18 protein-coding genes are annotated in these 22635 nt (G+C 72.1%); 8 read left to right on the top strand and 10 right to left on the bottom strand.

Annotated elements, in window-relative coordinates:
* Window positions 1-420: 420 nt before the first annotated feature.
* Both ACGF3J_RS00090 and ACGF3J_RS00085 read right to left on the bottom strand, forming a co-directional pair.
* A complete protein-coding gene (locus tag ACGF3J_RS00090) occupies window positions 421-1092 on the bottom strand; it encodes an HAD family hydrolase (protein WP_161327890.1) in 672 nt (223 codons plus the stop codon).
* 46 nt (window positions 1093-1138) lie between these two features.
* Window positions 1139-1642 (bottom strand): DUF6912 family protein, encoded by a 504-nt coding sequence (locus ACGF3J_RS00085; protein ID WP_161327889.1) that lies wholly within the window; start codon window positions 1640-1642, stop codon window positions 1139-1141.
* Window positions 1643-1967: 325 nt separating this feature from the next.
* Here ACGF3J_RS00085 and ACGF3J_RS00080 point away from each other — a divergent pair, with 325 nt between their 5' ends.
* Window positions 1968-2708, top strand: coding sequence for an Rv3235 family protein (locus ACGF3J_RS00080; protein WP_393853278.1), 741 nt, complete (start codon window positions 1968-1970; stop codon window positions 2706-2708).
* Window positions 2709-2903: 195 nt separating this feature from the next.
* Here the strand turns inward: ACGF3J_RS00080 and secA are convergent, their stop codons facing one another.
* Window positions 2904-5750 (bottom strand): preprotein translocase subunit SecA, encoded by a 2847-nt coding sequence (gene secA, locus ACGF3J_RS00075; protein ID WP_161328048.1) that lies wholly within the window; start codon window positions 5748-5750, stop codon window positions 2904-2906.
* 279 nt (window positions 5751-6029) lie between these two features.
* Between secA and ACGF3J_RS00070 the strand changes: the two genes are divergently transcribed.
* Together ACGF3J_RS00070 and ACGF3J_RS00065 are read left to right on the top strand one after the other, a co-directional pair.
* On the top strand, window positions 6030-6602 hold the full coding sequence (locus tag ACGF3J_RS00070) for a GNAT family N-acetyltransferase (RefSeq protein ID WP_161328049.1): 573 nt from the start codon (window positions 6030-6032) through the stop codon (window positions 6600-6602).
* A gap of 191 nt (window positions 6603-6793) precedes the next feature.
* Complete coding sequence (locus tag ACGF3J_RS00065; RefSeq protein ID WP_161328050.1) at window positions 6794-7996, top strand: winged helix-turn-helix domain-containing protein; 1203 nt, start codon at window positions 6794-6796, stop codon at window positions 7994-7996.
* Between the two features lie 6 nt (window positions 7997-8002).
* Here ACGF3J_RS00065 and ACGF3J_RS00060 read toward each other — a convergent pair whose 3' ends face one another.
* The 7 genes from ACGF3J_RS00060 to mtnA all read right to left on the bottom strand — a co-directional run bounded on the left by ACGF3J_RS00060 (window position 8003) and on the right by mtnA (window position 16717).
* On the bottom strand, window positions 8003-8767 hold the full coding sequence (locus ACGF3J_RS00060) for a response regulator transcription factor (RefSeq protein WP_161328051.1): 765 nt from the start codon (window positions 8765-8767) through the stop codon (window positions 8003-8005).
* Window positions 8768-8992: 225 nt separating this feature from the next.
* Window positions 8993-9685 (bottom strand): ribosome hibernation-promoting factor, HPF/YfiA family, encoded by a 693-nt coding sequence (hpf, locus tag ACGF3J_RS00055; protein WP_161328061.1) that lies wholly within the window; start codon window positions 9683-9685, stop codon window positions 8993-8995.
* A 286-nt stretch (window positions 9686-9971) separates the two neighbouring features.
* Entirely contained in the window at window positions 9972-10868 is an 897-nt protein-coding gene (locus ACGF3J_RS00050) for a ComF family protein (protein WP_393853277.1), read from the bottom strand.
* Between the two features lie 104 nt (window positions 10869-10972).
* The gene (locus ACGF3J_RS00045; RefSeq protein WP_346346053.1) at window positions 10973-12820 is read right to left on the bottom strand and encodes an LpqB family beta-propeller domain-containing protein; all 1848 of its coding nucleotides are present in this window, start codon (window positions 12818-12820) and stop codon (window positions 10973-10975) included.
* Window positions 12810-14879 (bottom strand): MtrAB system histidine kinase MtrB, encoded by a 2070-nt coding sequence (mtrB, locus tag ACGF3J_RS00040; RefSeq protein ID WP_161328053.1) that lies wholly within the window; start codon window positions 14877-14879, stop codon window positions 12810-12812. Before mtrB ends, ACGF3J_RS00045 begins: the two co-directional genes overlap by 11 nt.
* Window position 14880: 1 nt before the next feature.
* Window positions 14881-15570 carry a two-component system response regulator MtrA gene (gene mtrA, locus ACGF3J_RS00035; protein ID WP_193776289.1) on the bottom strand — a complete coding sequence of 230 codons (690 nt, stop codon included), beginning with the start codon at window positions 15568-15570 and terminating at the stop codon, window positions 14881-14883.
* Between the two features lie 4 nt (window positions 15571-15574).
* Window positions 15575-16717: an S-methyl-5-thioribose-1-phosphate isomerase gene (gene mtnA, locus ACGF3J_RS00030; RefSeq protein ID WP_161328054.1), complete on the bottom strand. Its 1143-nt coding sequence runs from the start codon at window positions 16715-16717 to the stop codon at window positions 15575-15577.
* Between the two features lie 140 nt (window positions 16718-16857).
* Here mtnA and ACGF3J_RS00025 point away from each other — a divergent pair, with 140 nt between their 5' ends.
* The 5 genes from ACGF3J_RS00025 to ACGF3J_RS00005 are packed head-to-tail and all read left to right on the top strand — an operon-like array spanning window position 16858 to window position 22495.
* Window positions 16858-18225 carry a glycerophosphoryl diester phosphodiesterase membrane domain-containing protein gene (locus ACGF3J_RS00025; protein WP_161328055.1) on the top strand — a complete coding sequence of 456 codons (1368 nt, stop codon included), beginning with the start codon at window positions 16858-16860 and terminating at the stop codon, window positions 18223-18225.
* Window positions 18226-18229: 4 nt separating this feature from the next.
* Window positions 18230-19003, top strand: a complete 774-nt coding sequence (locus ACGF3J_RS00020) for a DUF4129 domain-containing protein (RefSeq protein WP_161328056.1) — start codon at window positions 18230-18232, stop codon at window positions 19001-19003.
* Window positions 19000-20196: a DUF4350 domain-containing protein gene (locus tag ACGF3J_RS00015; RefSeq protein WP_161328057.1), complete on the top strand. Its 1197-nt coding sequence runs from the start codon at window positions 19000-19002 to the stop codon at window positions 20194-20196. The genes ACGF3J_RS00020 and ACGF3J_RS00015 overlap by 4 nt, the downstream gene beginning before the upstream one ends.
* A complete protein-coding gene (locus ACGF3J_RS00010; RefSeq protein WP_161328058.1) occupies window positions 20196-21185 on the top strand; it encodes a MoxR family ATPase in 990 nt (329 codons plus the stop codon). Before ACGF3J_RS00015 ends, ACGF3J_RS00010 begins: the two co-directional genes overlap by 1 nt.
* The gene (locus tag ACGF3J_RS00005) at window positions 21185-22495 is read left to right on the top strand and encodes a DUF58 domain-containing protein (protein ID WP_161328059.1); all 1311 of its coding nucleotides are present in this window, start codon (window positions 21185-21187) and stop codon (window positions 22493-22495) included. Before ACGF3J_RS00010 ends, ACGF3J_RS00005 begins: the two co-directional genes overlap by 1 nt.
* The last annotated feature ends 140 nt before the right edge of the window (window positions 22496-22635 follow it).

Raw genomic sequence — 22635 nt, 5'->3', positions numbered from 1 at the left:
GTAGAAGAAAGTACGGTCTCCTGCCTTCCGGCACGACGTCGAGACGCGGGGTGTCCGGTCTGCTCCGACGCTATGCCGCAAGATGAGAGGAGCGGGGGCATATCAGCCAATGTCGCCGCACCGACCGGGTGTGACATCGCTCTCGCCGTCACCGTCCGGGGTGTGCGCGGCGGCGTGTGGGGAGCCTGCGGCGCCCCGTCCCGCTCGCGAGGACCAGCGACCGCCGCCCGGACACGGATGTGGTCCGTGCGTACCGGGCGCAGGGCAGGGGCACCTGTGCCCCCGCGAACTATCGCGCTGATCACGCCACCAGGCTATCGCCCCCGACGGGCCCCTCGTCACGAGCCGCATGTGTACAAAACCATGCCCGGAACTTGGACGTTCCGCACAGCTACGCGCGGCCCGGCGGCGGCCACGGACTCACGCGGCCAGCCGCTCCGCCTCCGCCACGGCCTCCGCCAGCGTGTCGACCACGGGCACCCCGACGCCCTCCAGGCTGGCCCGGCTGTGCGATCCCCCGGTGTACAGCACCGCCCCCGCGCCCACGTACCGCGCGGCGACCGCGTCGTCCGCCGCGTCCCCGATCACGACCGTCCGAGGGGGCTTCACCCCGGAGACGGCCAGCTCCTCGAGATGCCGCACCATGTGCTCCGCCTTGCTGCCCCCGGACGGCCCGGTCCGACCGTCGACCCGTATGAAGTGCGCCTCGATCCCGAACCCCTGGACCAGGGGGACCAGCTCCTCGTGGCCGTACATGCTCAGGATCGACTGGCTCCGCCCCGCCGCGCCCCAGCCCGCGAGCAGTTCGGCCGCCCCCTCGGTGAGCCCGCACGCCGCCCGGTGCCGGGTGTAGTGCCGGTGGAAGGTGGCGTCCATGACCGCCCACTCGGCCTCCGTGGGCAGGCGGCCCAGCAGCCGCTCGTAGAACTTCGGCACGGGCACGCAGTACAGCGCCCGGTACTTTTCCATCGTGATCGGCGTCATGCCCAGCTCGGCGAAGGCGGCGTTCGTCGCCCCGATGATCGCGTCGTTGTCGTGGAACAGCGTCCCGTTCCAGTCCCAGACGATGTGCGCCCCTGTCTGCATCCCCATGCCCGAAAACGTACCCGCCGCCACTGACAATCGGCAGGCCGCCGGGTCAGCGCCCGGCTTCCAGCAGGCCGGGGATCTCCTGCGTGGCGTACCAGAGCAGCTCGTGGTCCTCGGCGCCGTCCACCACGGACCGGGCGTCGTCGTCCCCGGCGTCCGCCGCCGCGAGGGCCCGGGCCGCGGCGGTCACGTCCGCCTCCGCGTCGCCGGAGTCGACGTGCACCGAGGCCACCTTGGCCAGCGGCAACGGCCCGGCCACCCGCACCGCGCCGTCGGGCGACCGGTCCGGGTCGGCCGAGACCGCGCCGTCGGGTGCGTCGACGGCGACCACGACGCGGTGCCACTGGGCGCCGGGAGCGGCCGCGAGCAGGCGCAGTGAGGCCTGGGCGGCCCGGCCCAGGGCGGCGTACTCCAGCTCCTCGACGTCGTCCGACTGGTACCACTCGCGCAGCGCCGGCGTGACGGCGTGGGCGGGGAGCGGCCCGGCCCCCAGCTCTCCCGCCCGGTGCGCCTCGGCGAGGCCGGACAGGGTCAGGGGGACGTAGACGCGCATGGGACCGCCGCTTTCGGGTCGGGGGCTTCGGGTCCGAGGAGCCCCGGTGGAGCCCCGGAGGGGTCTTCAGGATACGTGCGGGTGTCCCCTTTCGAGTTCCCACCCGTGACGCCCCGGGCGTCCACCCCCGGCCCGGAATTCACCCGCCCCGCCCGCTCCGCACCGGGCCTCGGCATCGGCCCGGTCACTCTGATAGGTGAACCTTGCGACCCCCGCGGCACGACCACCCGCCTCCTTGCCGTGCGGTGCCCCGACCCCGTACAAGATCCTCAACCACTAAGTTACTGCCCGGTATCGCCCGGGCCGCCGCCGAACGGGGACCCCCATGCGCAAGGTCATGACCAGGACTCAGCTCCCTCCCAGCAGCCCTCCCCCGTCCATCCCCGAGACCCTGCCGGTCCCCGGAGCCGCGACCCGGGCCCCGGGTGGTCTGCCGCCCCGCCGGCCCGGCGGGCGGCCCGTGCGCACCGCGCCGTCCGGTGGGCGTCCGCCGGGCTCCCCCGGCCGGTCCTCACGGGCCCGCACCAGGCCCGCGGACACCCGCCCGCCCACGGCGGGACAGGGCCCCTCCCGGGCGCCCGGGACGACGCCGCCGCCCCAGCCGGGCGCCCACCGGCTCGCCGCCGATGCCACGACGTCTCGCGCGACACGGCCGCTCCCGCCCCTCACCGGACCGTCCGCCGCGCCCCTCGTCCCCGCCCAGACCCCGCGCCGCCCCGTCCCGCAGGTCCGCCCCACGGACCGTTTCGCCGAGCTTCTCCTCCATGTGCTCAGCGGCCGGCGCCCCGTCCACTCGATGCTCCGCCACACCGTCGGCCGCGCCTACGACGACCTGGCCCACCCCGCCGAACGCGGCCCCCTGCGCACGCGCGGCGCCCTCCCCGTGGTCCGGGACATCGGCTACTTCGAGCCCCGGCCCGGCGCCCTGGAGGTATTCGCCCGCATCGGCGCGGGGGACCAGCTGCGCGCGATGGCCTTCCGGCTGGAACGGGGTCAGGACCTGCGCTGGCGCTGCACCGCGGTGGAACTGGGCGGCCCCCGCAGGCCGCACACCGACGACGACTGACGGCTGGCGACTGACGGCTGGCGGCTGGCGGCTGGCGGCTGGCGGCTGGCGGCTGGCGGCTGGCGGCTGGCGGCCGACGATTCCGCTGGCGACCGTCCACAGCCCGCCGCCCAGCCCGCACCGCCAACGCCGAAGGGCCGGCCACCACGGGTGACCGGCCCTTCCACCGCTGCGGCGCCCTGCGGCACCGCGCCGTCACTTCTTGCGGCGTCGCCCGCCCTTGGCCTGCTTGCGGCGCTCCGCGCGCGTCAGCCCGTCGGACTGGGCCGCCGCGGGCTCCCCGTCGGTGGTGAAGTCACCCTCGACGACACCACCCTCGCCGTCCACGGTCGGCGCGGAGAAGTGCAGGTCCCGGCGCTGCGGGGCGTCGAGGCCCTTGGCCCGGATCTCCGGGCGCGCGCCCGCCTGGGCCGGGACCGCGTCCTGCGCGCCCTTGTCCAGGGACGGCGCCGCGTCCTCGACCGGAACCTCCTCGACCTGCTGTTCGACCTGGACCTCCAGGTTGAACAGGTAGCCGACGGACTCCTCCTTGATGCCCTCCATCATGGCCTGGAACATGTCGAAGCCCTCGCGCTGGTACTCGACCAGCGGGTCCTTCTGCGCCATCGCGCGCAGGCCGATGCCCTCCTGGAGATAGTCCATCTCGTAGAGGTGCTCGCGCCACTTGCGGTCCAGGACCGACAGCACGACCCGGCGCTCCAGCTCGCGCATGATCTCGGAGCCGAGCTGCGTCTCACGCGCCTCGTACTGCTCCTGGATGTCGTCCTTGATGGACTCCTCGATGTAGTCCGCGGTCAGACCGGCCCGGTCACCGGCCGCCTCCTCCAGCTCCTCCACGGTGACCTTCACCGGGTAGAGCTGCTTGAAGGCCCCCCACAGACGGTCGAGGTCCCAGTCCTCAGGGAAGCCCTCGGCGGTCTCGGCCTGCACATAGGCGTCGATCGTGTCGTTCATGAAGTGCTGGATCTGCTCCTGCAGGTCCTCGCCCTCCAGGACGCGGCGCCGCTCGCCGTAGATGACCTCGCGCTGCCGGTTGAGGACCTCGTCGTACTTCAGGACGTTCTTACGCGTCTCGAAGTTCTGCGTCTCGACCTGCGACTGGGCGGACGCGATCGCGCGCGTGACCATCTTGTTCTCGATCGGCACGTCGTCCGGCACGTTCGCCATGGACATCACGCGCTCGACCATCTGGGCCTTGAACAGGCGCATCAGGTCGTCGCCCAGGGAGAGGTAGAAACGGGACTCGCCGGGGTCGCCCTGGCGGCCGGAACGACCGCGCAGCTGGTTGTCGATACGGCGCGACTCGTGCCGCTCGGTACCGAGCACGTAGAGCCCGCCCAGGTCCTTGACCTCGTCGAACTCCGCCTTGACGGCCTGCTCGGCCCGCTCCAGGGCGGCGGGCAGGGCCGCGGCCCACTCCTCGATGTGCTCCTCGGGGTCGAGGCCGCGCTGGCGCAGCTCCGCTTCGGCGAGGTCCTCGGGGTTGCCGCCGAGCTTGATGTCCGTACCGCGGCCGGCCATGTTCGTAGCCACCGTCACGGAGCCCTTGCGGCCCGCCTGGGCGACGATGGTCGCCTCCCGGTCGTGCTGCTTGGCGTTGAGCACCTCGTGCTGGACGCCGCGCTTGCTGAGCTGCTGCGAGAGGTACTCGGACTTCTCGACGGAGGTGGTGCCGACGAGGATCGGCTGCCCCTTGCGGTGCTTCTCCTCGATGTCGTCGACGACGGCCTCGAACTTCGCGATCTCGGTGCGGTAGATCAGGTCCGACTGGTCCTTGCGCACCATCGGCCGGTTGGTCGGGATGGGGACCACGCCGAGCTTGTAGATCTGGTGGAACTCGGCGGCCTCGGTCATGGCCGTACCGGTCATGCCGGAGAGACCGGGCTGTTCCTTCCCGTCGTGGTCGTGGCGCTTGTAGAGGCGGAAGAAGTTCTGGAGGGTGATCGTGGCGAGCGTCTGGTTCTCGTCCTTGATGTCCACCCCTTCCTTCGCCTCGATCGCCTGGTGCATGCCCTCGTTGTAGCGGCGGCCGGCGAGGATACGGCCGGTGTGCTCGTCGACGATCATGACCTCGCCGTCGAGGACGACGTAGTCCTTGTCCTTCTTGAAGAGTTCCTTGGCCTTGATGGCGTTGTTCAGGTAGCCGACCAGCGGAGTGTTCACCGACTCGTAGAGGTTGTCGATGCCCAGCCAGTCCTCGACCTTGGCGACGCCCGACTCGTGGATGGCGACGGTGCGCTTCTTCTCGTCGACCTCGTAGTCACCGGTTTCCTCGATGCCCTTGAGGGTGTTGCCGGCCTCGCCCTTCTTCAGGCGGGTGACCAGCTTGGCGAAGTCGCCGTACCACTTGGTGGCCTGGTCGGCCGGGCCGGAGATGATCAGCGGCGTACGGGCCTCGTCGACCAGGATGGAGTCGACCTCGTCGACGATGGCGAAGTTGTGGCCGCGCTGGACGAGTTCGTCCTTGGACCATGCCATGTTGTCGCGCAGGTAGTCGAAGCCGAACTCGTTGTTCGTGCCGTAGGTGATGTCGCAGCGGTACATCTCGCGACGCTGGGCCGGCGTCTGGTTGGCGAGGATGCAGCCGACCGACAGACCGAGGAACTTGTGGACGCGGCCCATCATCTCGGAGTCGCGCTCGGCCAGGTAGTCGTTGACCGTGACGATGTGCACGCCCTCGCCGGACAGAGCGTTGAGATAGGCGGGCAGGGTGCCGACGAGGGTCTTGCCCTCACCGGTCTTCATCTCGGCCACGTAGCCCATGTGCAGGGCGGCGCCGCCCATCATCTGCACGTCGTAGTGCCGCTGGCCCAGGACGCGCTTGGCGGCCTCGCGGACGGTGGCGAAGGCTTCGGGCAACAGGTCGTCCAGGCTCTCACCGTCGGCGTAGCGCTGCTTGTACTCGTCGGTGAGAGCCCGCAGCTCGGCGTCGGAGAGGTCAGCGAAGTCCTCTTCGATGGAGTTGACCTGGTCCGCGATGCGGTGCAGCTTGCGCAGGATCTTGCCTTCGCCTGCACGCATGATCTTTGAGAGGACGGACACGGGGGTTGGTCTCCTTGCCGGTCGGGCCTGGGACGGTCGGTTTCCTGTCACGGACTGAGCAACGGCCATCGTATGCGAGGACCCCGTCACCCCGGGAGGCCCGCCGTAACGGGACCGTCCACTCCTTGCATCCAGCTTCGCTGTCTGCCGTCACCGCGTTCAACGTCCGGGCCCCGCCGATGGTGCCGCGCCCTCCGGTGAATTGAACGGAAAGTGACCACATGTTCACGCAGGGCAAAAAGATGGCGCCCGCCACCGGAGGCCGCGCAGAATCGGCCGATGGAACCCGTCACCCTCACCACGGAACGCCTGGTCCTGCGCGCGGTCGGCCCCCAGGACAACGATGCCGTGTACGCCGCCTGCCAGGATCCCGACGTCCAGCGCTGGACGACGATCCCCTCGCCCTACCTCCCCGAGCACGCGCGGAGCTTCACGGAGCAGATGGTCCCGGACGGCTGGGCCAACGCCTCGGTGTTCACGTTCGGCGTCTTCCTCCCCGCCGGTGACCTGGCGGGCATGATCGGCGTCACGATGATCTCCCTCGGCGTCGGGGAGCTCGGGTTCTGGAGCGCCAAGGAGTTCCGCGGCCGGGGCTACACCACGGAGGCATCCCTCGCCGTCGCGCGCTGGGCCTTCACGGAGCGGGCGATCGACCGCCTGGAGTGGCGCGCCGAGGTCGGCAACACGGCCTCCCGCGCGGTGGCCGAGCGGGCGGGCTTCACCATGGAGGGCACGTTGCGCTCCGCGGTCAACAACAACGGCGTACGCCGAGACTGCTGGATCGCCTCCCTGCTCCCCTCGGACCTGGCCCTCCCGTCGACGGCGCCTTACTTGCCGGCACAGACCGCGTAGACGCGCATAGCTGCATAGCTGCATAGCTGCATAGCTGCATAGCTGCGGGCAATCGTGCCGCTGGGGCGGCACGGGTGGGCGCAGCGGCACCCCGCAACGCCGGGCTGCGCACCCACCTCCGGCTCACCCCAGCACGGGGCGCCCTCGCAAGCGACCGGCACTGTCAGACCCACCCTCTATCGTGCGGACGTATGACGACCCTCCCGCCCCCCGCCACGGAACTGTCCGCAGACGAGGCCCGCCGCCTCGCCCTCCGCGCACAGGGCTTCCTCGGCGCCCCCGACCGCCGCGCGGGCGTCCGCGGCGTCCTCCGGCACCTGGGCGCGGTGCAACTCGACACCATCTCGGTCCTCGCCCGCTCCCACGAGCTCATCCCGTACGCCCGCCTGGGCGCGGTCGGCCGCAAGACGGTCGAGGACGCCTACTGGAAGCCAGCCTCCATTGGCGCGCCTCCGGCACGACCGCACGCCTTCGAGTACTGGTCGCACGCCGCCTGCGTCCTCCCCATCGAGGAGTGGCCCCACTTCGCCTTCCGCCGCCGCGCCTACCGCAACCGCCCGCACTGGAACCACTCCCTCCCGGACGGCACCTACGACCAGGTCGTCAAGCAGCTCCGCACCGAGGGCCCGCTCACCGCGACGGACCTGGGCGGCGCGAAGCGGACCAGCGAGTGGTGGGACTGGTCGGGCACGAAGGTCGCCGTCGAGCGCGCACTGATGTACGGCGAGGTGGTGTGCGTGGAGCGCCGCGGCTGGAAGCGGGTGTACGACCTCGCGGAGCGCGCGGTCCCGGCCGCGCTGCTCCATGACGACCTTGACGACACCGAGTGCCTGCGCCGCCTGGTCCGCCTGGCCGGCGAGTCCCTGGGCGTGGGCACGCGCGCGGACATCGCGGACTACCACCGCCTCAAGGCCGAGCAGGTCGACTCCGTGATCGCCGACTCCGGTCTGGTGCCGGTCACGGTGGCGGGCTGGTCCAAGCCCGCCTGGGCGGACCCCGCCGCCCTGGAGACGGTCCCGCGCGGGCGGCACCGCACCACGCTGCTCTCGCCCTTCGACTCCCTGATCTGGGAACGGGCGCGCACGGAGCGGATCTTCGGCTTCACCCACCGCCTGGAGGCCTATGTGCCCAAGCCCAAGCGGGTGCACGGCTACTTCGCGATGCCGGTGCTGGCCGGCGGACGGCTGGTCGGCCGCGTGGATCCGGCGCGAGAGGGACGCACCCTGGTCGCCAAGCAGGTCAGGCTGGACGGCCCCAAGGCGGCTCCGGCGGTGGCCCAGGCCCTGGTCGAGGCGGCGAGCTGGGTCGACTGCACGGACGTAAGGGTGGAACGGGTCGACGCCCCGCACCTGCGCGAGGCCCTGACGGCGGAGCTGGCCCGCCTGCTCGCCTGACCGGAGTCAGCGGATCTCGAGAATCTTCTCCCGCATCGCGTACACCACGGCCTCCATCCTGGAGTGCAGCTGCAGTTTCTCCAGGATGTTGCGGACGTGGTTCTTCACGGTGTTCTCGGAGATGAAGAGTTCCTTGGCGATGTCCCGGTTGTTCATTCCGGTGGCGACGAGCTTGAGGACCTCCAGCTCGCGATCGGTGAGCCGCGGCGCCGGCACCAGTCGGCGTTCGTCGGTCCGCTGGATCATCGATTTGAACTCGGTGAGCAGTTTCGATGCCATGGACGGACTGATCTGCGACTGCCCGTCGGCCACCGCGCGAATGGCGGTGGCCACCTCGTCCGTGGAGATCTCCTTGAGGAGATAGCCGGTCGCGCCCGCCTTGATCGCGTCGTAGAGGTCGGCCTCCTCATCACTGATCGTCAGCATGATGATCTTGGCGCTGGGGGCCACTTCCTTGATGGAGGTGCAGGCCTCGATCCCGCCCCGCTTGGGCATCCGCACATCCATCAGGATGATGTCCGGCAGCAGGTCGGCGGCCTTCTCCACGGCCTCGGCGCCGTCACCGGCCTCGCCGACGACCTGGATGTCCTCCTCGGCCGCGAGCACGATCTCCAGACCCCGGCGGAAGAGGGCGTGGTCGTCCACGACCAAGACCCTGATGGGTTCCTCGCGTGTGGAGCCCACGTCCGCGTCCGGCCCCATGCCGGCGGCCCCGTCGTCGATCCCGTGGTCGACGCCCGCACCCCGCATCGGTCCGAAACTGTCCGCCATCGTTCCTCCCCCTGAAGGCTTTGGCCCGTGGTCCTGCGCCATCGCCAACCCAGAGCAACGGCCCACCGGTTGGGCCGTTGCCGCCATGATTCCATGTCCGACGGACAACGGGGTGACCGCGCGGGTCCCGAAGGGGTCGCACACCCTCGCGCACCGTCGCACACCGGTGCCCCTGGGGGCGCACACGCGCTCCAGGGGCACCGGTCCGCTGTCACCCGGCGGTGGTCAACCGCCGAGCGCGTCGCCCGCGTCGGGGGCGTGCGCCTGGGTGACCATCGTGTCCGTGGTGAGGTGGATCACGCCGTAGTCGTAGGCGTGCCGCCGGTAGACGACACTGGGTTCCTTCGTGTCGGAGTCGACGAACAGATAGAAGTCGTGCCCGACCAGTTCCATCTCGTAGAGCGCCTGGTCGAGGGACATCGGCGCGGCCACATGGGTCTTCTCGCGGACGACGAGCGGCCCGTCGCCCTGGACCTCCAGCGAGCCGATCTTCTTGGTGGGGACGCCGTCCTGCTTCTCCGTCGGGACGACGTCGCCGTTCCCGTTGAGCGTCGCCGCGCCGGGTACGTGGTCGGCGACCTCGGCCGCCGGGATCCGGCGTGCGCCGCGGCGTGAGAAGCGCTTGTCGTGCTGCTTGCGCAGTCGTGCGTCAAGCTTCTCCGCCGCCAGGTCGAGCGCCGCGTACGGGTCGCTCGCCGCTGCCTCCGCCCGGATGACCGGACCGCGGGAGCGGAGCGTGATCTCCACTCGGTCACAGCGGTCGGCCTGTCGGGGGTTCGGCTCCTTGGACACCTCGACGTCGAGGCTGATCACCTTGCCATCGAGCTTCTGGATCTTCTCCAGCTTCAGCTTCTCGGCCACGTGCTTCCGGAACCGCTCGGGCACCTCGGTCTTGCGGCCCTTGACGACGATGTCCACGCAGAACTCCGTTCCCGGATCGCTCCGCTTCACGGCGGAGCATCTCCCTTTTGCACCAGGTTCCGGTGTGCTCCGGAACCTCGGACTCGGTGACGTCCACCTCCTCCCCCGCGAGCGAGATCTCCACTCCCCCGGTGCGGGTGATGCCGGCAAAACCCGCAGCACGGCATTCGGATTTGAGAGGTGTGGCCTGCGCCTTTGCCTCACAACCGAACATATCTCGCCCGGGCGGATGTCGTCACCCTCTAACGCGACGTACCTCCGTTCCAGTGAATAGGACCCCTCATTACCTGCAACGACGTAAGTTCTCAGTCAGTTCCGGTTTATTTTCGAAAGAATCAGGTGAAGCCGCGACCACTGCCGCGCAGATCGCTTCACGGATCGTGCCATCTCCTCCGTTGGAACCCGCCATTTGCGGCCCGGTCTTCCGTTCCTCTCTGCCTTCCCCCGCCACCGACGGATACACAGCCGATCTCGCCTTCCCGTACGTGTCCGGCCCCGTCCGCGACTCAGCCGCGCGCACGGCACGTGCCGCCTCGGTCAGGGACGCCCCCGTCGTCATCAGGTCGTCGACCAGGACGACCGGGCCGCCGCCGCACAGGAGCCGGCCGCCACCGGGAGCCACCGCCAGGGCACCGGCGAGGTTGTCCAGCCGCTGCCGGGCGTCGAGGTCCGCCTGGTCGGACACGGTGTGCCGCTGCCGCAGCAGGGCGGCCACCCGGGCGGGCACCCCGGTCCGCCGCAACTCCCCCGCCGCCGCGAGGGCGATCCGCCGCGCCGGATCGTGCCCGCGTCTGCGCACCGCCCGGCGCGCCGACGGCACGGGCACCAGGAGCACCGGGCCCGGTGAGCCACCGGCTCCCCCGACGCCGGTCCACGCCTCGCGGAGCCCCGCCCGCACCGCTCCCGCCAGGGCCTCGCCGAGCGGCGGCGCGAGGGCCAGGACACCCCGCTCCTTGTGGGCCAGCAGCACCGCCCGCACCTCGTCCGCGTAGGGCGCGGCCGCGTGCACCGACGGCAGCCCGGGCGGCTCCGGCACCGGCCGCACCCGGCGCGGCGCGGACCCGCTCAGGGCGGTACTGCACCGTGAGCACAGCACCGTCCGGGTCCGGCCGCAGCCGCCGCACTCGGCCGGCAGCACCAGGTCCGTGAGGTCTCGCCACCAGTCCCGCAATCGCCACATGGCCACCACTGTGCCAAGCCCGGCGAAACCCGGCCAGGCCTGTGGAAAACGCCGGTCGGCTCCCTGTGGAAAACCGCCGGGGACGCCGAAGTCCCGGCCAAGCCTCAGCCCGGATAGACGGGCGCCGTCCCCTCCGTGACCTTCTGCCACTGGAGCCCCGAAGGCAGCCGCACGATCAGGTCCTCGGAGTAGGCCACGAGCGGCAGCCGCTCGTCCTCGGTCGCGGCGATCTCCTTGACGCCGGTCAGGGCGGCGGGCACCGAAGCCTCCGGCGTCGAGCCGTCGACCTGGACGTATCCGATCTGCTGGACGCCGCCGCGCTCGCGCCCGACCACCACGAGCCTGCTGTCACCGGCCCACGACATGGCCGTGACCTCCTCCAGCTCGGGAGTGGCGGAGCGCAGTTCGAGGACGGTGACCGCGGGCCGTTCGCCCATCCTCTCGTCCCGTTCGATCCGCCCGATGAGCAGCGACCGCTCGCCGTCCTTCTCCACGACGAGCGCGATCCGCACCCCGTCGGCCGCCGCCCGCACGGCCTGCACCCGCCCGTCGAGCCCCGGCGTGCGCACCTCCACCGGCTCACCGGCGCCCTTCTCCAGCAGCAGCAGCCGAGGGTCGGCCGGGTCGCGGTCGGCGATCCACAGGTCGCCCTGCGCGTCCCAGCTGGGCGGGGTCAGCCGGTCGGCCTCCGCCTTGCCCTTGCTGAGCAGCACGGGATCGCCGAGCGAACCGCCCGACACCAGGGAGCCGACGTACAGCGACTTGTTGTCGAGGCCTATACCGGCGGCGCTGTGCTCGTCGCGCGACACCGCCACCGCCCGCAGCGCCTTCTCGCCCTCGCCGAGCGGGCCGGGCACGGGTTCCGCGCGGGTCCCGTTGCTGCCCGCGGCGATCCGGACCAGGCGGTCCTCGTCGTCGACGAAGTACAGGTAGTCGGGCCGCTGTGCCGAGCCCCGCGCGGCGACCGTCTCCGCGCGGTCCTCGCTGAGCGAACACAGTTGCTCGCCACCCGCGCGCAGCTCGACCTCCTCCACGGCCGGGGTGAGGTTCTGCAGCGTGTACAGGAGCTGGGCGGCCATCTCGTCGCACTGGTCCTGATCGACGCGGGCGGCCTTCTCGTTCAACGGGACGGTGAGCTTGCTGCGGTCGTCGGGCGCCAGCGAACCGGCGTTCCTCGCCAGCGCCGTCCCGGTCGGGAAGCTCGACCTGACCACGGGCCCGAGCAGGCTCGACGGTCCGGCGATCAGGGAGCTCACCACCTGGGTCATGGGGTCCACCCGCCGGCGGACGTACACGGGGTCGGCCACGGCCGCCGGCTGCGGGCTCGCGCCCTCGTCGGACACCGAGCGCACCGCGGTGTTCGAGGCGAAGTAGTACCGGTTGACCGACATGTAGTTGCGCTGGAAGTCCGACTTGCCCATGACGACGCCCTGCGGCAGCTGGTCGATGCGCCACTGCTTGGTCTTGCCGTCCCGGGTCAGGTGCACCGACTTGCGGTACGCCCCGTCGGCCGGGGAGTACGACTGCCGGGCGTCCACCGTGGCGACCCTGGCGCCTGTCAGGGTCACCGAGTAGTCGTTGGCGTCCTCGCGGCTGCCGGAGTGGTCCGACTCGGTGCCCGGCCCGCCCGCGAGCACGGTCGCCGACTCGTCCGGCCGCCAGTTCTCCGCGGCGTCGCCGGTCAGGTACTTGCGTGCCGTCTCGTAGTGCGGATCGTCGCTGGTCAGGGCCTCCAGAAAGCCCTGCACGATGTCGGAGGGCGGCGCGTCCTCCCGCGGCGGCATCGCGAACACCCGCACCTGCGGGTCCTGCCGCGGCGTGGACTCCACCCCGCGCAGATCCCCGCTGTCCGGCATGGACGCGCATCCCGCCAGCAGCACGACGCCGCCGACGGCGTACCCCACCACACGTGCCGGCCTGCGCCGACCGCCTCCCCCGCGGTCAGCGCCCACGAGATGCCTCCCCTTGCCTGCTCGGATCCTCCGACCGGATGTCCTGACGGCCGTCCGCCTCCGCGGGACCGCCGTCCTGTCTCCGGGCGCCCGGCGCGGGCCTCGGCACCACGCGCGCCCCGTTGCCCGGCAGTGCCGTCGGGTCGGCCGTGGGGGCCGCCATGGCCGACCTCGACGGTATCGGGCCCCGCGCGGGCACCTGGGACGTCTGTACGGCGGACGCCTGCGCCGGGACACCGACCGCCTTGTCCGCGCCGTGCGGTGTGGCGGTGTCGTCGAGACCGGCGTCGTGGAGTCCGCGGTTGCGCCGCGAGTCCGCCGGCTCCAGCGGTATCGGCGAGCCCCGCAACGGCTCGTCCGCGGTCCTGGGCAGCGTCAGCCGGAACTGCGAGCCGCCGCCCGGTTCGCCCCAGGCCTGGAGCCAGCCGCCGTGCAGCCGCGCGTCCTCCAGGGCGATCGACAGCCCCAGCCCCGTACCGCCGGTGGTACGCGCGCGTGCCGGGTCGGCCCGCCAGAAGCGGCTGAACACCCGCGTGGCCTCGCCCGGCTTGAGCCCGACGCCGTAGTCGCGCACCGCGACGGCGACCGCGCCGCCCGCGGCGGCGAGCTTGACGACGACGTCCCGCCCCTCACCGTGCTCGACGGCGTTGACGACGAGGTTGCGCAGCACCCGCTCGACACGCCGGGCGTCCGCCTCCGCGACGACGGGCTGCTGGTCGCCGACCACGCGGATCGGCGTGCCCTTGCGCTCGGCGAGCGGCTCGGCACCGCTGACGACCCGCCGTACGACCTCCCTGAGGTCTATCGGCTCGGCCTCCAGGGCGGCGGCACCCGCGTCGAAGCGGCTGATCTCCAGCAGGTCCGCGAGCAGCGTCTCGAACCGGTCCAGCTGATCGGCGAGCAGTTCCGCCGACCGCGCGGTGACCGGATCGAAGTCCACGCGCGCGTCGTGGATGACGTCGGCGGCCATCCGCACGGTCGTCAGCGGCGTACGCAGCTCGTGCGACACGTCGGACACGAACCGCCGCTGCATCCGCGACAGGTCCTCCAGCTGGCTGATCTTGAGCTGGAGGTTCTGCGCCATCTTGTTGAAGGCCTCGCCGAGCCGCGCGATGTCGTCCTCGCCGGTGACCTTCATACGTTCCTGCAGCCGCCCCGCGGACAGCCGCTCGGCGATGCTGGCGGCCATCCGTACGGGTGTGACGACCTGGCGCACGACGAGCCAGGCGATGGCCCCGAGCAGTACGACGACGAAGAGCCCGGCCGTCGCGAGCGTGCCTCTGACCAGGCTGAGGGACTTCTCCTCCTGGGTGAGCGGGAAGAGGTAGTACAGCTGGTACGGCTCGCCGTTGGGGTCGTTGACCTGCTTGCCGATGACCAGTCCGGGCTGGGAACCCTGGTCGGAGTTGTAGACGATCCGGGTGTAGCTCTGGGCCGCCGCGGTGCCGCCGTCGATCCGCTCCCGCAGGTCTTCCGGGACGCTGACCGCCCAGTCGACCGATCCGGAGGCACGCGGGCCGCGTCCGCTGCCGCTCTCGCCGCCCATGGGGAGCGTGACCACGTCGAAGGCGCCCTGGCCGCCGCTGGAGAGCGACTTCACCAGTTCACTCATCCACTGGATGACGTTCTGCGGGGGCCGGCCGTCCGCGGGGTTGCCGTCGTCCCCGTCGGCGCCCGCCGCCTCCTCGGCCTTCTGCTTGGCCGCCGTGAACCCGCCGGTGGCCTGGCTCTGGGACGCCTTCACCTTGGCGTCGAGCAGTCCGTTGCGGACCTGTCCGATCACCACGAAGCCGAGCAGGAGCACCACGCCCAGCGACATCAGCAGCGTGGTGACGACGACCTTGAGCTGGATGTTGCGCCGCCACAGCCGCATGACGGGCAGGAGCGGACGCCGCACCCAGCGCATGAACAGCCGGATCACCGGGCTGCCCTGCACCCCGCCGTGCAGCAGCCCGCTGTCCAGCAGGCGGCCGAAGCGCGAGCGGGCGGGCGGGGAGCCGACAGGCCGTCCGGCGCGGGCCTCGGACCCGGGCGCCGAAGCGGCACTGTCCCTGGTCATGTCAGCTCGGTCCGGCCTTGTAGCCGACGCCGCGTACGGTCACCACGATCTCCGGCTTCTCCGGGTCCTTCTCGACCTTGGAGCGCAGCCGCTGCACATGCACGTTGACCAGCCGGGTGTCGGCGGCGTGCCGGTAGCCCCAGACCTGCTCCAGGAGCACCTCGCGCGTGAACACCTGCCACGGCTTGCGGGCCAGCGCCACGAGCAGGTCGAACTCCAGCGGCGTCAGCGCGATCGACTGCCCCTCGCGCTTCACGGAGTGACCGGCCACGTCGATGACCAGGTCGCCTATGGCGAGCTGCTCCGGTGCCGGTTCCTCCGACCTCCGGAGCCGCGCCCGGATACGGGCCACCAGCTCCTTGGGCTTGAACGGCTTCACGATGTAGTCGTCGGCGCCCGACTCGAGACCGACCACGACGTCGACGGTGTCACTCTTCGCCGTCAGCATCACGATCGGCACACCCGACTCCGCCCTGATCAGGCGGCACACCTCGATGCCGTCCCGACCGGGCAGCATCAGGTCGAGCAGTACCAGATCGGGCTTGGTCTCCCGGAAGGCGGCCAGCGCCTTGTCGCCGTCGGCTACGAAAGATGGCTCAAAACCCTCACCACGCAGCACAATGCCGAGCATCTCGGCCAGTGCGGTGTCGTCGTCGACGACAAGGACTCGTCCCTTCATAAACGACATCATCCCATTAGCTAATCGTTACCTGGCGTGACCTGGCACACAGCTCGGCGAGGGCCTCGCCGGTCACGGGCGAAACCACGCCTTCCTCGGTGACGATCGCCGTCACCAGCTCGGGCGGAGTCACGTCGAACGCCGGGTTGTACGCCTGGGTCCCCAGGGGTGCCACCGGAATCCCGCCTCCCGCTCCTGTCACCGGCACCTGAGGCACTGTGACCTCGGTCACTTCGTATCCGGGACGCTGTTCCACCTCGATGGCGGTCCCGTCCGGCGTGTGCGGATCCACCGTCGTGACCGGCGCCACCACGATGAACGGTACGTGGTGGTAGCGCGCGAGCACCGCGAGCGGATAGCTCCCCACCTTGTTCGCCACCGATCCGTCGGCCGCGATCCGGTCCGCGCCGACCAACACGGCGTCCACCTCGCCCGCCGCGAACAGCGAACCCGCCGCGCTGTCGGTGAGCAGGGTGTACGTCATGTCGTTGCGGGCCGCCTCGTATGCCGTCAGGCGAGCACCTTGCAGCAAGGGACGCGTTTCGTCCACCCACAGGCGTCGCAGCCGCCCCTCCCGGTGGGCCGCGAGCGCCACCGCGAAGGCCGTGCCCTCCCCGCCCGACACCAGCGAGCCGGAGTTGCAGTGCGTGAGAACGCGGTGTCCGCCGGCGGGCAGCAACTCGTCCAGCAGGGCCAGTCCGTGCGCGGCCATCCGCGCGCTGGCCTGGGCGTCCTCCTGGTGCAGGGCCCGCGCCGCCGTCAGCGCCGCCGCTGCCGCCTCACGTGTGTCGCCGGTTCTGGCGAGCGCCTCCCGGTGCGCGTCCTGCGCCCGGCGCACCCCGACGGCGAGGTTCACCGCGGTGGGCCGGGCCCCGGCCAGCGCGGCCGCGGCCTCCTCCACCTCGAAGCCCCGGACTGCGGCGAGCGCCACCCCGTAGGCGCCCGCGACACCCAGCAGTGGCGCCCCGCGCACGGCGAGCGAACGGATCGCCTCGACGAGTCCGGCCGGGTCCGTGCAGACCAGCTCGACCTCCTCGGTCGGCAGCCTGGTCTGGTCCAGCAGGACCAGCACCGGGCCTTCGGGGGGCTCCTCCCAGCGGAGCACAGGGATCTCGGTCGGCCGCTTGTCCTCGCCGTTTCGCGCGTCCTGATCAGCCATGCGGTCAGTCTGCCCCCTATCCGGCGGACAATTGAAGGTGTGCAGCCCATACCGCGCCCGGTCCGCACCCGGGCACCCCATGGCACGATGGCTGCCAACCTGCCGCCGCGCCCGCGGACGGGCACCGTGAAGGAGCGACGATGAACGACACTCCGGGCTGGGCCTCGCCCGGATCCGCCCCGTCCGACGGGCGGGAGCCCGGCGCGTCCGGCCCCGCCGAGCCCGCCGACCGCCCCGGCGGCCCCGATCAGCCCGCGGACCAGCCGGGCGCGGAACCGACGAGCCCCGGCACGAAGTGGTCCAAGGAGCAGCCGCCCCCCGGCCAGTGGTCCGCCCCCACCGGCCCCGGCGACCAGGCGCAGACCCCGCCTCCGCCACCCCCCGGCCCTGGCTGGGGCGCTCCGCCTCCCGGACCTCCCGGCGGCGGCTACGGAGGCCCCTACGGCGGCCAGGGCGGGGGCTACGGCGGTTATGGCGCCCCCGGTGGACACAGTGGCTGGGGAGGCGGCTGGGGCGGCCCGCCGCCCGCGGCCAAACCCGGCGTGATCCCGCTCCGCCCGCTCGGTGTCGGCGAGATCCTCGACGGCGCGGTCTCCACGATGCGCACCTACTGGCGCACGGTCCTCGGCATCTCCCTGACCGTCGCCGTCTTCACGGAGATCATCGTCGTGCTGCTCCAGGGCCTCGTCCTGGACAACACCGGCACCGAGGCCCTCAACGACCCCGACGCCTCCCTGAGCGAACTCGGCGACGCCCTCACCGAGACCACGATCAACTCGGGTGTCGTCTTCCTGATCTCCCTGATCGGCACCGTCCTGGCCACCGCGCTGCTGACGACCGTCACCAGCCGTGCGGTGCTCGGCCGTCCGGTGACCGCCGGCGAGGCCTGGCGGGACGCCCGCCCCCAGGTGCTCAAGCTGTTCGGCCTGATCATCCTGCTGCTGCTCATCGTCGCGGGCATCGTCGTCGTCGGCATGGCGCCCGGCCTCCTCGTGACGGCCACCGCGGGCGACGAGGCCGGCGTGGCCCTGACCGTCCTGGGCGTCATCGCCGGCGGTGTCGTCGCGGTGTGGCTGATGGTCCGCTTCTCGCTGGCGTCCCCCGCGCTGATGCTGGAGAAGCAGGGCATCAAGAAGGCGATGAGCCGCTCCGTGAAGCTGGTACGCGGCTCCTGGTGGCGGGTCTTCGGCATCCAGCTGCTCGCCACGATCATCGCCAACGTCGTCGCGTCGATCATCGTCATCCCGTTCGCCTTCCTCGCCGCCACCCTCGGCGGCGACGGCGTCAGCGGCTTCCTGGAGGGCACCGGGGACCTCGGCTGGACCTTCCTCATCGTCAGCGGCATCGGCTCGGTGATCGGCTCCATGATCACTTTCCCGATCACGGCGGGCGTCGCCGTACTGCTGTACATCGACCAGCGCATCCGCCGCGAGGCCCTCGACCTCGAACTGGCCCGCGCCGCGGGCACCCAGGGCTCCGGCGCCCCCGGCGCCGTCCCGGGGAGCTGACGGGGTGAGCCCAGCGGGGGGAGTTCTCACAGAGGTGTCGCACACCGCCGTACGCACGCTGTCGCGCACCGGCGACAGCCTGGTGCGGTCGCTGTCGCGCTCCGGCGACGAACCGCCGGTGACCATTCCGCGCGACCCCGCGCGGGAGGCCGCCGAGCGCGAGCTGTCCAAGGGCATGTACCACGAGAACGACCCCAGCTGGTTCCAACGGGCCCTGGACACCTTCTGGGAGTGGATCGACGAGCTGTTCGCCAGGGCGTCCACGGCGACGCCCGGAGGAACGCTCGGCCTGGTCGTCGTCGTCCTGGCCGTCGTGGCGGTACTGGGCGCCCTCTGGTGGCGCCTGGGCACCCCGCGCCGCGGACCGGCCTCCGCCCCCGCCCTGTTCGACGACCGCCCCCGCAGCGCCGCCGAGCACCGCGCCGCCGCCCAGGCACACGCCGCCCAGGGCCACTGGAACCAGGCCGTCCAGGAGCGCATGCGGGCCGTCGTCCGCGCCTTGGAGGAACGCGCCCTGCTCGACATCCGGCCCGGCCGCACCGCCGACGAGGCGGCCACCGAGGCCGGCCGCGCCCTGCCCGCCCACGGCGAGCGGCTGCGGGCCGCCGCCCGGGACTTCGACGACGTCACGTACGGCGGCCGCCCCGGCACCGAGCAGGCGTACCGGCGCCTCACCGAACTCGACCACGACCTGGACCGCAGCAAGCCGCGCCTGGCGGGCAGCACGCCCGGTAACAGCGGGGGCGGCACGGACACCCGCCGGGGAGCCGCCGGATGACCACCGAGGCCACCATCCCCACCACCTCGGCCTCGCCCACCGCCCGCCAGATCTGGACGCGCGGCCGAGGCGTCGCCCTCGCACTCGTCCTGCTGCTCGCCGGTGCCGTGGCGATCGCCGTCGTCCGCTCCGGCGACCACCACGGCGAACTCGACCCGCGCTCCGCCGACCCCTCCGGAAGCCGCGCGGTCGCCGAACTCCTCGCCGACCGGGGGGTCTCCACGCGTGTGGTCACCACCCTGGACGCCGCTCGCGCCGCGACCGGCCCGGACACCACCCTGCTGGTCGCCGCCCCCGACCTCCTGACCGAGCGTCAGCAGACGCGCCTGCGCTCCGCGGTCACCGGGTCCGGCGGCCGCACCGTCCTCGTGGCCCCCGGCGGCCCCGCCGTCGAACGTCTCGTCCCCGGCGTCACCGCCGACCCCGCGCTCAGCTTCGACTCGACGCTGGCCCCCGCCTGCGATCTGCCCGCCGCCCGGCGCGCCGGCACCGCCGACACGGGCGGCCTCCGCTACAGCACCCACGTCGAAGCCGACGCCTGCTACCCCAGCCGGCGCCTGGCCACACTGCTGCGCGTCCCCGACACCTCCGGGGAGGGCACCCCGGGCGACACCGTCGTACTCGGCGCCCGCGACATCCTCGTCAACGACCGCCTCGACGACCACGGCAACGCCTCGCTCGCCCTGCAACTCCTCGGCTCCCGCGACCATCTGGTCTGGTACCTCCCCTCGCTCTCCGACGTCCCCGACCCGGACGACGAACGCAGCTTCTTCGACCTGCTCCCCTCCGGCTGGCTCTGGGGCACCCTGCAACTGTTCATCGCCGCCGCCCTCGCCGCCCTGTGGCGGGCACGCCGGCTCGGCCCCCTGGTGCCCGAGAAACTCCCCGTCGCGATCCGCGCCTCCGAGACCGTCGAAGGCCGCGCCCGCCTCTACCGCAAGGCCAACGCCCGCGACCGCGCGGCCACCGCTCTTCGCTCCGCCACCCGCACCCGCCTCGCCCCCCTCGTAGGCGTCCCCGTCTCCCAGGCGCACACGCCCGAGTCCCTGCTCCCCGCCCTCTCCGCCCACCTCCACGGCGACGGACAGGCCCTGCACGCCCTCCTCTTCGGCCCGCCGCCCGGCGACGACGCGGCCCTGATCGCCCTCGCCGACCAACTCGACGCCCTCGAAAGTGAGGTACGCCGTCCATGATGGACCCGACCACTGACAACGCCGGGCAGAGCGGGGACCCGGGCAACGCCCGCACCGCCCTCGAAGCCCTGCGCGCCGAGATCGCCAAGGCCGTGGTCGGCCAGGACGCCGCCGTGACCGGTCTCGTCGTCGCGCTCCTGTGCCGCGGCCACGTCCTCCTCGAAGGCGTCCCCGGAGTCGCCAAGACCCTCCTCGTCCGCGCCCTCGCCGCAGCCACCGAACTCGACACCAAGCGCGTCCAGTTCACGCCCGACCTGATGCCGAGCGACGTCACCGGCTCCCTGGTCTACGACGCCCGCACCGCCGAGTTCTCGTTCCAGCCCGGCCCGGCGTTCACCAACCTGCTCCTCGCCGACGAGATCAACCGCACGCCTCCGAAGACCCAGTCGTCCCTCCTCGAAGCCATGGAGGAGCGCCAGGTCACGGTCGACGGCACCCCCCGGCCGCTCCCCGAGCCCTTCCTTGTCGCGGCCACCCAGAACCCCGTCGAGTACGAGGGCACCTACCCCCTCCCGGAAGCCCAGCTGGACCGCTTCCTCCTCAAGCTCACCGTCCCACTCCCCTCCCGCCAGGACGAGATCGACGTCCTCACCCGGCACGCCACCGGCTTCAACCCACGCGACCTGCGCGCCGCGGGCGTACGCCCGGTCACGAACGCCGCCGACCTCGACGCCGCCCGCGCCGAGGTCGCCAAGACGACCGTCTCCCCGGAGATCACCGCCTACGTCGTCGACATCTGCCGCGCCACCCGCGATTCGCCGTCCCTCACCCTCGGCGTCTCCCCACGCGGAGCCACGGCACTGCTCTCGACCTCCCGCGCGTGGGCCTGGCTCACCGGCCGCGACTACGTCACTCCGGACGACGTGAAGGCCTTGGCACTCCCCACCCTGCGCCACCGCGTCCAGCTCCGCCCGGAGGCCGAGATGGAGGGCGTGACCGCGGACTCCGTCATCAACGCGATCCTCGCCCACGTCCCCGTCCCCCGCTGATGGCACTCACCGGACGCGCCGCGCTCATCGCGGCCCTGGGCTCCGTCCCGATCGGCATCTGGGACCCCAGCTGGACGGGCATCCTCGCGGTCAACGCGCCGCTCGCGGCCGCCTGCGCCTGCGACTTCGCACTGGCCGCCCCTGTACGGCGCCTGCGCCTCACTCGTTCCGGCGACACATCCGTACGCCTGGGTGACACCGCGGACGTCACGTTGACGGTCACCAACGCGTCCACGCGCCCGCTCAGGGCCCGACTCCGCGACGCCTGGCCGCCCAGCAGCTGGCAACCCGGCACCGAGGTGGCTGCGTCCCGCCACACCCTGACGGTGCCGGCCGGCGAACGCCGACGCACGACCACCCGCCTACGGCCCACCCGTCGCGGCGACCGTCACGCGGACCGCGTCACGATCCGGTCGTACGGCCCCCTGGGGCTCTTCACCCGGCAGGGCACCCACCGGGTCCCCTGGACCGTGCGCGTCCTCCCCCCGTTCACCAGCCGCAAGCACCTCCCCTCCAAGCTGTCCCGCCTGCGCGAGCTGGACGGCCGCACCAGCGTGCTCACCCGGGGCCAGGGCACGGAGTTCGACAGCCTGCGCGAGTACGTCCCCGGCGACGACACCCGCTCCATCGACTGGCGCGCTACTGCCCGGCAGTCCACCGTCGCCGTACGCACCTGGCGCCCCGAACGCGACCGCCACATCCTGCTCGCCCTGGACACCGGCCGCACTTCCGCCGGCCGCGTGGGCGATGCCCCTCGCCTCGACGCCACCATGGACGCCGCTCTGCTCCTGGCGGCCCTGGCCTCCCGCGCGGGCGACCGCGTAGACCTCCTCGCGTACGACCGCCGGGTGCGCGCCCTCGTGCAGGGCCGGGCTGCGGGCGACATGCTCCCCTCCCTGGTCAACGCCATGGCGAACCTGGATCCCGAGCTCGTGGAGACCGACGCCCGTGGCCTCACCGCCACCGCACTCCGCTCGGCTCCGCGCCGCTCGTTGATCGTCCTCTTCACCACTCTCGACGCGGCGCCGATCGAGGAAGGGCTCCTGCCGGTCCTGCCGCGACTGACGCAGCGCCACACGGTCCTTCTGGCCTCGGTGGCAGACCCGCACGTCGCAGGGATGGCCAAGGCTCGCGGCCACACGGACGCCGTGTACGAGGCCGCCGCGGCCGCACAGGCCCAGGCCGAACGCCGTCGCACAGCCGACCAGCTCCGTCGACACGGCGTCACAGTCGTCGACGCCACCCCGGACGACCTGCCGCCGGCCCTCGCCGACGCCTACCTGGAACTGAAGGCGGCCGGACGCCTGTAAAGAAATGAAGGCGGGGCCCTTTGGCCCCGCCTTCATTTCCCACAGAACGCAGAAAGCCCCGCACCGTTCCCGGTGCGGGGCTTTCCACAATGATTGTTCGGCGGCGTCCTACTCTCCCACAGGGTCCCCCCTGCAGTACC

Origin of the sequence: Streptomyces sp. NPDC048171 (assembly GCF_043202655.1) — a bacterium.
Classification (GTDB): Bacteria; Actinomycetota; Actinomycetes; order Streptomycetales; family Streptomycetaceae; genus Streptomyces.
This window is presented reverse-complemented; position numbering and strand designations above follow the sequence as displayed.